This window comes from Kitasatospora sp. NPDC051164 (assembly GCF_044455625.1).
Lineage (GTDB): Bacteria > Actinomycetota > Actinomycetes > Streptomycetales > Streptomycetaceae > Kitasatospora.
Genome location: NZ_JBITFB010000020.1, coordinates 208,537 through 218,356, shown reverse-complemented (window position 1 = coordinate 218,356; position 9,820 = coordinate 208,537). Strand labels below are relative to the sequence as shown.

Genomic DNA, 9,820 nt, shown 5'->3' with positions numbered 1-9,820 from the left:
CACCCGAACGTGCGCGACAGCTCAGCCGCCTGCGCATCGGTCGGATAGAAACGGAACTTGAACGCCCGCTTCACGGAAGTGGTCCGCACGAATCATACGATACATCATCAGATTGTGACCATTTGCTGGCGGTTGGTAACCGGCGGTCCGTCTCTACGACGACCCGCCGTCCCCTGCCCCGCTACGCGGGCGGTCCGTTTCCTCCCCCGGCTGAAGCCGGGGGTATCCACGGAGACATCCGATGACCGACACCAGGACCGAAGAGGGCTCCGCCGTGCGCAGCGGCAGCCCGGACTCCGCGGTGGACCGGGTCGCCGACTTCTACGGCGCCTACATCGACGCCGTCTCGGACGGCACCGACGACCTGGGCCAGGAACTGCGCGCCCACTACCTCACCGAGGACCTGCGCCGGCGGCTGGCGGCCTGGGAGGAGGCCAACCACGCCGACGGCGTGCTGCGCGCCCAGGACGTGCCGACCCGCTGGGAGGTGCGGTACCACGACTCCGGCGCCGGGCACCTGTTCACCACCGTCACGCTGACCTGGGGCGCCGGCCCCGACGCCACGCACACCCGGCTGGCGGTGCAGAGCGACCTGGGCACGAAGCTGATCTCGGACATCGAGGACGGCCCGGCGGCGTAGCGGCACTTCCGGTGACCCCGGCCGGGGCGCTGCGGTGCGGCAGGCGCCGTCCGGGGTCGGTCAGGCCAGGGCGGCGGCCAGGCGTTCGGGCAGGGTGGCGTACGGGCGGCAGTCGACCACGGGCAGGGCGTGGGCGGCGGCCCGGTCGACGAGCCAGGCGGAGTAGCGGGCGCTGACGGCGGCGCGCTCGCGCTGCGGGCCGCAACCGGGCTCGCGCTCGGCGTAGTTGGCGGCGATGCGCCGCGGGTCGCCCTCGTGGAGGAAGACCGCCCGTACCCGCCGTCCCTGCCCGGCGGCCTCGGCGGCGGCGCGGGCGGCGGCGTGCGGGGTGAGGTAGTCGCCCTCGACGATGGCGGGCACGTCGACGGTGAGCCGGTTGCGCACGACGCCGAGCAGGGCGTCGTCCAGGGCGTGGGCGGTGGCGATCTGCAACTGGAGGACGCGCTCGGCGCTCCTGGCCTCGGCGGGGGCCTCGTCGGAGGCCGAGAGGTCGGGGGCGGAGAAGTGGTGCAGGCCGGGGTGGGTGGCCGGGGTGGTGGCGGCCTGCAGGGCGGCGACGATGTCGTCGAACTCCACCGTGAACGCCCCGTGCCGGGCGGCGAGTCGGGCGGCGGCGCGGCTCTTGCCGATCCCGGAGGCGCCGCCGATCAGCAGGACGTCCCACGGGTTTTCGTCGGTGTGCATACGGGCACGGTAAGCGGTTCGGGGTGCGGGTGGGCTCGGTGGGGTGGGGGAGGCGGCCGGGGCGCGCCTTCCCGGCCCGGCCCCCGGCGCCCGACAGCCGGCCCATGGCCCGGTCCGTGGTTCGCCGCCCGCACCCCGTGGTGCCGGCGGCGGAAGCGGCGGCGGAAACGGGCGGCGGAAGCGGGTGGCGAGCGGACGCCGGAAGCGGGCAGCGGAAGCGGCGGAGGCGGCGGCCGGCGCGGTCAGGCGCGGTCAGGCGTGGTCAGGCGCGGTCGTGGGTGGTGGCGCGGCGTACGGCCCAGGGCAGGACGAACCACAGGGCGGCGAAGATCAGCGCGATGACGCAGGTGATCGGCACGGCCACCGCCGCGCCGAGGATGACGTCGAGGACGAGCAGGACGGCGCCGGTCAGCGCGCAGGCGAGCAGGAGCAGGCCGGCCTGGGCGATGCGGGCGGAGACGGTGACGATCCGTGCCTTGCCGGGGTGGCGGTACAGGCCGCGGTGCAGGGCGACGGGGGTGGCGAGGACGGCCGCGGCGACGACGGCCAGCAGCAGGGTGGCGACGTAGATGTCCTGCTGGGCGTCGGTGAGTTCGGCGAAGCGCGGGGTGAAGGCGATGCCGAGGAGGAAAGCGAAGACGATCTGCACGCCGGTCTGCAGCACCCGCAGTTCCTGCAGCAGTTCCACCAGGCGCCGGTCGGCCCGGACAGCGGGGTTCTCCCAGCCGGGCGGGGGAGGGGCGGAGGGCGAAGGGGCGTCCGGCGGGGGCGGCGTGCTGGTCATGGACCACATTGTCGCGGGAGGCAGCGGCCGGTCGCGGGAGGCCGGGGGCGGTGGCGGGCGCGCGGGCCCGGCGCGGTCACCGGTCGTGGCCCGCCTGCCCGGTGCCGTCCAGCCGGGCCTGCCAGGCGGTGAGCAGGGTCTGCAGGGCGGCGGCCTCCTCGGGGTCCAGGTGGGCGAGCAGGCGGTGCTCGTTGCGCATATGGGCGGTGAACGCCTCGTCGATCAGGCGCCGGCCGGCGTCGGTGAGGGCGACGACGCGTCCGCGCCGGTCGTCCTCGGCGGGGCGGCGGGTGACCAGTCCGGCGCGTTCCAGGCGGTCGATGCGCTTGGTCATCGCGCCGGTGGTCACCATCGTGTGGGCGGCGAGTTCGCCGGGGGCCCGTTCGTACGGGGCGCCGGCGCGGCGCAGCGCGGCGAGCACGTCGAACTCGCCCTCGCCGAGGCCGTAGCGCTGGTAGACGAGGGCGAGCTCGGCGGTCAGGCGGGCGGCGAGGCGGTGCAGGCGGCCGATGACGGCCTGCGGGGAGACGTCGAGGTCGGGGCGTTCGCGCCGCCACTCGGTCTGGATCTGCGCGACGTGGTCGCCGGGGTCGCCGGGGTCGCCGGGGTCGCCGGGGTCGCGGTGGGCGGCGTGGTCGGTCTCCATGGCAGCCAGTGTAGCGCGGATAGCTTCCCGAGAAGCTATATTGTCTTCCATGGAAGCCAATGTGCGGTGGGTGCTGCCGACCGCCCTCGCCCCCCTCACCTGGGGCGCCAACTACTACGTCACCCACGCCTACCTGCCCGCCGACCGCCCGCTGTGGGGTGCCGCCCTGCGCGCCCTGCCCGCCGGCCTGCTCCTGCTCGCCCTCGCCCGCCGCCGCCCGCATGGCCCGTGGTGGTGGCGCAGCGCCCTGCTCGGACTGCTCAACACCGCCGTCTTCTTCGTCCTGCTCTACCTCGCCTCCCAACTGCTGCCCACCAGCGCCGCCGCCACCGTGATGGCCGCCTCCCCGCTGGCGATGCTGCTCACCGCCTGGGCGCTGGCCGGCCAGCGCCCGCGCCGCGCCCACCTGGCGGGCGCCGTGGTGGGCCTGGCCGGAGTCGCGCTGGCCCTGTTCGGGGGACTCGGCACCGGCGGCGCCACCGGCTGGACCGGGCTGGCCACCTCGGCGGCGGCCATGCTCGTCTCCTCCGTCGGCTACGTGCTCGCCGCCCGCTGGCGCGAGGGCGCCGACCCGCTGGCCGCCACCTCCTGGCAGCTGACCGCCGGCGGCCTGATGCTGCTGCCGCTGGCCGCCGCCACCGAGGGCGCGCCCCCGGCGATGGACACCCCCACCCTGCTCGCCTTCGCCTACACCACCCTGATCGCCACCGCCCTCGCCTTCACCTGCTGGTTCGCCGGGCTGCGCCACCTGCCGGCCGGGACGGTGGGGCTGCTCGGGCTGCTCAACCCGCTGGCCGGGGTGCTGCTGGGCACCGCGCTGGACGGGGACCCGTTCGGGGTGCGGCAGGGGGCGGGACTGGTGCTGGTGGCGGCCGGGATCCTCCTCGGACGGCCGCGCGGGCGGTCGGCGCAGCCCTCGCCGGCCGAGGCCGCCGCCGAGCCTTCCACGGGTGTGCGCTTGCCCGATGATCGGGTCGCGTGATCTGCTGGCGCCAGCATCGCGTGCCGGTGACGGACTGCGTCAGGCATGGAGGTGCGGAACCGAAGGGACCGCCACCCGTGGCCTCCCCCGCCGGCGGCCGTACGGCCGCCCTCAGTCTTCAACTCTCCCGCGCGCACCAGGACTTGCGCCTCCGCCTGGCCGACGTCCGCTCGCACCTCGGCCGGCCCCGCCCGGACGGCGACACGCTCCTCACCCACTGCCTGGCCTTCTGCACCGCCCTGACCAACCACCACCAGGGCGAGGACAGCGGCCTCTTCACCCAACTGCTCCACGAACGGCCCGACTTGGTGCCGACCGTCGCCAAACTCGTGGAGGACCACGGGTTCATCTCCGCCATCCTCGCCCGCGTCCGCGACCTCGCCGAACAGGCCGCCCACCTGTCCGATGCCGACCCGGCCCGCCTGGAAGCGATCGGACGCGAACTCGACGGCCTGGCCGCCATCATGGACTCCCACTTCGGCTACGAGGAACGCGCCATCGGCGCCGCCCTCGACGCCGGGGTGCCCGACGACGGCTGGTCCGATCCGGTGCTGCGCTTCGCGGCCCCGCAGAACCCGCCGTCTTAAAACCCGCCGTCGCAGAACCCGCCGTCGCAGAACCCGCCGCCGCAGAACCCGCCGCCGGAGAACCGCCGCCGTAAAACCCGTCGCCCCACCCGGCCCGCCTTCCCTACACTCGCCACGCAGCCGCGCCGCGCCACGCCGTGCGGCCGACCGTGCCGACGGACGAGACGAGAGAGGGGGCGAGCGGCCGTGCCGAAGCAGAGCGCCGCCGCCCCCTCTCCCGCGTCGCGGTACGAGGTGATCCTGGTGTCCCCGTCCTCCCGGTGCCCGCTGCGCGGCCGGCACCGGAGCAGTGCCGCCACCGTCTGAACCCCGGCATCCACGGCCCGCACGGGCCCGCCAGGAAAACGCACCTGACGTGTCGTCAGCACCGCCGAATCGCGCGCCCACCCGCAGGAAAACGCCTCGAAAGGCACCCGGGCCATGCGCACCGACACCACCGCCTCCGCCATTGCCGCCGTCCGCAACCTCGGCATCCTCGCCCACGTCGACGCCGGCAAGACCACCGTCACCGAGCGGATCCTCTACCTCACCGGCACCACCCACAAGCGCGGCGAAGTCCACGACGGCACCACCGTCACCGACTTCGACCCCCAGGAACGCGACCGCGGCATCACCATCTTCGCCGCCGCCGTCAGCTGCGCCTGGGCCGGACACCGGATCAACCTCATCGACACCCCCGGCCACGTCGACTTCGCCGACGAGGTCGAACGCTCGCTGCGCGTCCTGGACGGCGCGGTGGCGGTGTTCGACGCGGTCGCCGGCGTCGAGCCGCAGAGCGAGTCCGTCTGGCGCCAGGCCGAACGCCACGGCGTGCCCCGCATCGCCTTCGTCAACAAACTCGACCGCGCCGGCGCCGACCTGGACACCGCCGTCGCCTCCATCCGCGAACGCCTGCACCCGCGCCCGCTCGCCGTCCAACTGCCCATCGGCACCGAGGAGTCGTTCACCGGCGTCGTCGACCTGCTGCACCTGCGCGCCCACACCTGGCACGACGACGGCACCCCGGCCGCCGAGGGCCCGGTGCCCGCCCACCTCGCCGACCAGGCCGCCCAACGGCGCCGCGCCCTGGAGGAGGCCGTCGCCGAACTGAACCCCGAAGCCCTGGAGGAGTTCTGCGCCCACGGCACCGTCACCGCCGCCACCCTCGCCACCGCCCTGCGCGAACTCACCCGCACCGGCGAGGCCGTGGTCGTGCTGTGCGGCTCCGCCTACCGCAACCGCGGCATCGAACCCCTCCTGGACGCCGCCGTCGCCTACCTGCCCTCCCCGCTCGACGTCCCGCCCGTCCGCTCGGCCGACGGCGCGCAGCAGCGCACCGCCGACCCCGAACAGCCCCTGACCGCCCTGGCGTTCAAGGTCGTCGCGGCCCCCACCGGCCGCCTCACCTACCTGCGCCTGTACGCCGGCACCCTGCACAAGGGAGCGACCGTGCTCGACACCGCCACCGGACGCCGCGAACGCGTCGCCCGCATCCTGCGCGTCATGGCCGACCGCCACACCGAGACCGACCACGCCCGCGCCGGCGACATCGTCGCCGTCATCGGCCCCAAGACCGCCCGCGTCGGCGCCACCCTGTGCGACCCCGACCACCCCGTCCTCCTGGAGGCACCCGTGAGCGCCGAACCGGTCGTCACCGTCGCCGTCGAGGCCCGCCGCGCCACCGACACCGACAAACTCGCCGCCGCCCTGGCCCGCCTGGCCGAGGAGGACCCCTCGCTGCGCCTGGCCACCGACCCCGAGACCGGGCAGCGCACCCTGTCGGGGCTGGGCGAGCTGCACCTGGAGGTGGCGGTGGAGAAGGTGCGGCGCGACAGCGGCATCGAGGCGGTCACCGGACGGCCGACGGTCGCGCTGCGCGAGGCCCTGGTCGAGGGCGTGCGCGGCTTCGTGTACCGGCACGCCAAGCAGGACGGCGGCGCGGGCCAGTTCGCGCACCTCGTCCTCGACGTCCACCCGCTCGCGGACGGCAGCGAGGGGGAGTTCGGGTTCGCCTCCACCGTCACCGGCGGGCGCGTGCCGCGCGAGTACGTGCAGGCCGTCGAGGCCGGCTGCCGCGACGCCCTCGCCGAGGGCCCGCTCGGCGGCCACCCGGTCACCGGCGTCGCCGTCACCCTCACCGACGGGGCCACCCACCCCAAGGACTCCTCCGAGCTCGCCTTCCGCACCGCCGCCCGCCTCGGCCTGCGCGAGGCGCTGCGGGCCTCGCGGATGCGGCTGCTGGAGCCGGTCGCGGAGGTGACGGTCACCGTGCCCGAGGACGCGCTGGGCACCGTCCTCGGCGACCTCGCCGCCCGGCGCGGCCACGTCCGGGCCACCACGGCCGGACGCGGCGGCACCGCGCAGGTGAGCGCGCTGGTGCCGCTGGCCGAACTGTTCGGCTACGCGAGCCGCCTGCGCGGGCGCACCCAGGGCCGCGGCACCTTCACCACCCGCCCGGCCGGCTACGCGCCCGCGCCGTCACCCTCGCCGTCGCCCTCGCCCGTGAGCGCCGGCTGAGCCCGGTGCCCGGCCCTCCCGTCCCCGGGAGGGCCGGGCACCGGCCCGCACCCGACCGACGGGTCCGGGCCCCGGCCCCTACAGCGCCCCGGCCTCGGCCGCCGCCCACGCCGACGGGTACAGCGGCCGCCAGCCCAGGTCCCGGCGCGCCGCGGCCGTCGACACCTGGCCCTCCCACGGGTCGAACGGCGCATCCGGCGAACCGCCCGGATGCGTCAGGCCGTTGAGCGCGTGCAGGTCCCAGGCCGTCAGCGGCGCGTCGTCGCCCACGTTGTACGTACGCCCCTCGATCCCGGGCACGGACACCGCCCGCCACAGCGCCTGCGCCACGTCCGCGTGGTGCACCACCGCCAGGCGCTGGTGCGCGGGCCAGTCGGCGGCCCACTGCAGCGACTGCGCCAGATGCGGATCGCCCTCCCCATACACGAACGCCAACCTCGCCACCACCAGCGGAAGTTCGTCGCCCAGTGCGCGCAGCCCGGCCTCCGCCTGCGCCTTGGACGCCGCGTACACCCCCCACGCCGGATCCGGCGCCGGCCGGTCGTCCTCCACGGCGGGGCGTCCCAGCCCCCGCCCGTACACCAGGTTCGTACTGGTGTGGACGAACCGCGCCACCCCCGCCTTCGCCGCCTCCCGGCCCAGCGCCACCGCCGCGTCCCGGTTGACCGCCCACGCCGTCTCCTCCGGCACCCCGCGCAGCGCCGCCGCGACGTTCAGCACCACCTCGGCCCCGTCCAGCGCCCGCGCCCGGTCCGCCTCCTCGCACAGGTCGCCGACCACCACCTCCACGCCCGGCCCCGCCAGTACGGCCGCCTTCGCCGCGTCCCGCGCCAGCACCCGCACCGCCGAGCCGTCCGCCCCGGCCCACCGCACCAGCCGCGGCACCAGCCGGCTCCCGACCGAACCGGTCGCGCCCGTCACCAGGATCGTCGCCATCGCCCGTCTCCTCCAGGAGAGTTGTTTTCCTCCGACGCCCACCACCCTGCCCGCGGCGCGGCAGGCGCGCCAAGAGACCCCCCGATCCAGGGACCGCCGATCCCTGGCTGGGGCGTCCGACCGGATACGCCCCGAGCGGTCAGCCGGCCGCCGCCTCCTCGATGAGCCGCAGCGCCTGCGCGCCGCTCAGGGCGCAGCCGTCGGCGCCCCTGTGGATCGAAGCGCACCGTCGGTTCGCGGGCCGGGTCCTCGTCGGGGACGACCGCGGTCACCAGGGTCCGCTGCTCGCACGCACGCACCCACCGGCTGGGCACCCGAATTCCCGGCCGACCGCCCGCCCTCACCTGGCCCGGCCGGGGCCGACCAAGCGCGCCCCGGCCGGTTCCCCACGGGCGTGCGGGAGAGCACGCCGGCCCTGCGGGCTCCGGTCAGTGGACGGGCAGCTCCCGAAGGTCCGGCCGGCCGTCGCCGTAGGCGCCGGCCATGGGGGAGGAGCCGGTGGTGAGGAACGCGCTGATCGCGGCCAGGTAGGCGGCGCGGTCCACGGTGCCCTCGCCGTCGGGGTCCAGGGCGTCGAACGCGGCGTCGGCCCCCTCGGCCGGGTTGCCGCTCGCCGTGCGCAGCCGGGTGAACTCCTCGCGGGTCAGGCGCCCGTCGCCGTCGCCGTCGGCGAGGTCGAACAGCGATCCGAGGGCGGGCCGGCAGGTCTGCTCGAAGGCTTCGTGGCCCGCCCAGAGGCGGTACTCCTCGAAGGTGACGCCGCCGTCCCCGTCGCCGTCCATCTGCCGGAAGACCTCCTGGTGGGTCGCGCGGGCCGCAGCGACCAGCGGGTCCTGCGGGCCGCGTCCGAAGGCCGAGGCCGCCCGGTCGACCCGGGCGAGGTACTCGTCGTGCGTGATCGCGCCGTCGCCGTCGCTGTCCAGCATCGCGAAGATGCGCCGCTTCGCCTCGTCCGACATATCGTCACCATCCGTTCGTAGTAGGGAGTTTTACGACCGGAACGCTATCGGTGGGGCGAGTCGGCGCCGGGGAGGCGCGGCCCGTCGAGGCAGGGATCGGCGGTCCCTGGCTGCGGACCGCCCGGCGCGCCATGCTGGGGGCATGATCGATCGCGCGGCGCTGGCCGACTTCCTCACCCGGACCCGGGCCCGGCTCGCCCCCGCCGACCTGGGGCTGCCGCCCGGGGCGCGGCGCCGCACGCCCGGGTTGCGGCGCGAGGAGGTCGCGCAGGTGGCGGGCCTGTCGGTGGACTACTACGCGCGCCTGGAGCAGCGGCGCGGGCCGCAGCCCTCGCCGCAGCTGCTGGCCGCCCTGGCGCGGGCGCTGCGGCTCAGCGAGGACGAACGCGACCACCTGTTCCGCCTCGCCGGGCACGAGCCGCCTCGCCGGCACGGGCCGCTCGGGCACGTGCGGCCGGGGCTGCTGCTGATCCTGGACCGGCTGCACGACACACCCGCCCAGGTGGTCTCCGACCTCGGCGACGTCCTCGCGCAGAACGCGATGGCCGCCGCCGTCTTCGGCGACACCGGCGCCCTGCCGCCCGGGCGGCGCAACCTGCTGCTGCGCTGGTTCACCGAACCGCACACCCGGGCACTGTTCCCGCCCGAGGACCACGAAGACCTGGCCCGCGCCCACGTCGCCGCCCTGCGCGCCGCCCGCACCGCCCGCCCCGGGGACCGGCGCGCCGCCGAACTGCTGGAGCAACTCCTCGCCACCGGCGATGAGTTCACCTCCCACTGGGAGCGCCACGAGGTCGCCCGGCGGCGCAGCGGCCGCAAGCGGGTGCTGCACCCGGTGGTGGGGGAGCTGGACCTGGAGTGCGAGGTGCTGGCCGCCGGCGGCGAGGACCAGCTGCTGCTCGTGCACACCGCCGCCCCCGGCAGCGACTGCGCCTCCCGCCTGGACCTGCTGCGCGTCGTCGGCGCCCCGGCCTGATCCCTGATCCCTGAGGCCTGAAACCCGAGGCCTGAGGTCCCCGCCGCTGCCCGCTGCCCGCTGCCCGCTGTCCGGCCCGAGGCCCCGCCGCGGCACCGCCGGCGCCGCTGCCCGTAGGCTGGGCGGGCCG

The 9,820-nt window shown here is 76.0% G+C and carries 11 protein-coding genes; 5 read left to right on the top strand and 6 right to left on the bottom strand.

Annotation, left to right across the window (positions count from 1 at the left end; genetic code table 11):
• Positions 1 to 89: helix-turn-helix domain-containing protein (locus ACIBEC_RS28830; RefSeq protein WP_360497822.1), on the bottom strand; the 89-nt coding region annotated here is incomplete at its 3' end.
• Positions 90 to 241: 152 nt separating this feature from the next.
• Between ACIBEC_RS28830 and ACIBEC_RS28825 the strand changes: the two genes are divergently transcribed.
• Complete coding sequence (locus tag ACIBEC_RS28825) at positions 242 to 640, top strand: hypothetical protein (protein WP_360497789.1); 399 nt, start codon at positions 242 to 244, stop codon at positions 638 to 640.
• 60 nt (positions 641 to 700) lie between these two features.
• Here the strand turns inward: ACIBEC_RS28825 and ACIBEC_RS28820 are convergent, their stop codons facing one another.
• The 3 genes from ACIBEC_RS28820 to ACIBEC_RS28810 all read right to left on the bottom strand — a co-directional run bounded on the left by ACIBEC_RS28820 (position 701) and on the right by ACIBEC_RS28810 (position 2,754).
• On the bottom strand, positions 701 to 1,324 hold the full coding sequence (locus tag ACIBEC_RS28820) for an AAA family ATPase (RefSeq protein WP_360497786.1): 624 nt from the start codon (positions 1,322 to 1,324) through the stop codon (positions 701 to 703).
• A 262-nt stretch (positions 1,325 to 1,586) separates the two neighbouring features.
• A complete protein-coding gene (locus ACIBEC_RS28815; protein WP_360497783.1) occupies positions 1,587 to 2,108 on the bottom strand; it encodes a DUF6328 family protein in 522 nt (173 codons plus the stop codon).
• A 76-nt stretch (positions 2,109 to 2,184) separates the two neighbouring features.
• Positions 2,185 to 2,754 (bottom strand): MarR family transcriptional regulator, encoded by a 570-nt coding sequence (locus ACIBEC_RS28810; RefSeq protein WP_360497780.1) that lies wholly within the window; start codon positions 2,752 to 2,754, stop codon positions 2,185 to 2,187.
• A gap of 49 nt (positions 2,755 to 2,803) precedes the next feature.
• Between ACIBEC_RS28810 and ACIBEC_RS28805 the strand changes: the two genes are divergently transcribed.
• The 3 genes from ACIBEC_RS28805 (at position 2,804) to fusA (ending at position 6,819) form a co-directional block, all read left to right on the top strand.
• The gene (locus tag ACIBEC_RS28805; protein ID WP_360497777.1) at positions 2,804 to 3,736 is read left to right on the top strand and encodes an EamA family transporter; all 933 of its coding nucleotides are present in this window, start codon (positions 2,804 to 2,806) and stop codon (positions 3,734 to 3,736) included.
• A gap of 77 nt (positions 3,737 to 3,813) precedes the next feature.
• Positions 3,814 to 4,323 (top strand): hemerythrin domain-containing protein, encoded by a 510-nt coding sequence (locus ACIBEC_RS28800; protein WP_360497774.1) that lies wholly within the window; start codon positions 3,814 to 3,816, stop codon positions 4,321 to 4,323.
• A 420-nt stretch (positions 4,324 to 4,743) separates the two neighbouring features.
• Positions 4,744 to 6,819, top strand: a complete 2,076-nt coding sequence (gene fusA / locus ACIBEC_RS28795; protein WP_360497771.1) for an elongation factor G — start codon at positions 4,744 to 4,746, stop codon at positions 6,817 to 6,819.
• Between the two features lie 78 nt (positions 6,820 to 6,897).
• Here fusA and ACIBEC_RS28790 read toward each other — a convergent pair whose 3' ends face one another.
• Together ACIBEC_RS28790 and ACIBEC_RS28785 are read right to left on the bottom strand one after the other, a co-directional pair.
• Positions 6,898 to 7,755 (bottom strand): NAD(P)-dependent oxidoreductase, encoded by an 858-nt coding sequence (locus ACIBEC_RS28790; RefSeq protein WP_360497768.1) that lies wholly within the window; start codon positions 7,753 to 7,755, stop codon positions 6,898 to 6,900.
• Between the two features lie 428 nt (positions 7,756 to 8,183).
• On the bottom strand, positions 8,184 to 8,714 hold the full coding sequence (locus tag ACIBEC_RS28785; RefSeq protein WP_360497765.1) for an EF-hand domain-containing protein: 531 nt from the start codon (positions 8,712 to 8,714) through the stop codon (positions 8,184 to 8,186).
• Positions 8,715 to 8,859: 145 nt separating this feature from the next.
• On the opposite strand from ACIBEC_RS28785, the gene ACIBEC_RS28780 reads away from it, so the two are divergent.
• Positions 8,860 to 9,690 (top strand): helix-turn-helix transcriptional regulator, encoded by an 831-nt coding sequence (locus ACIBEC_RS28780; protein WP_360497820.1) that lies wholly within the window; start codon positions 8,860 to 8,862, stop codon positions 9,688 to 9,690.
• Positions 9,691 to 9,820: the final 130 nt, after the last annotated feature.

Excerpts from the sequence above, each read along its gene's own strand:
- ACIBEC_RS28825 (WP_360497789.1), top strand. The coding sequence starts at position 242 with ATGACCGACACCAGGACCGAAGAGGGCTCCGCCGTGCGCAGCGGCAGC.
- ACIBEC_RS28820 (WP_360497786.1), bottom strand. The coding sequence starts at position 1,324 with ATGCACACCGACGAAAACCCGTGGGACGTCCTGCTGATCGGCGGCGCC.
- ACIBEC_RS28815 (WP_360497783.1), bottom strand. The coding sequence starts at position 2,108 with ATGACCAGCACGCCGCCCCCGCCGGACGCCCCTTCGCCCTCCGCCCCT.
- ACIBEC_RS28810 (WP_360497780.1), bottom strand. The coding sequence starts at position 2,754 with ATGGAGACCGACCACGCCGCCCACCGCGACCCCGGCGACCCCGGCGAC.
- ACIBEC_RS28805 (WP_360497777.1), top strand. The coding sequence starts at position 2,804 with ATGGAAGCCAATGTGCGGTGGGTGCTGCCGACCGCCCTCGCCCCCCTC.
- fusA (WP_360497771.1), top strand. The coding sequence starts at position 4,744 with ATGCGCACCGACACCACCGCCTCCGCCATTGCCGCCGTCCGCAACCTC.
- ACIBEC_RS28790 (WP_360497768.1), bottom strand. The coding sequence starts at position 7,755 with ATGGCGACGATCCTGGTGACGGGCGCGACCGGTTCGGTCGGGAGCCGG.
- ACIBEC_RS28785 (WP_360497765.1), bottom strand. The coding sequence starts at position 8,714 with ATGTCGGACGAGGCGAAGCGGCGCATCTTCGCGATGCTGGACAGCGAC.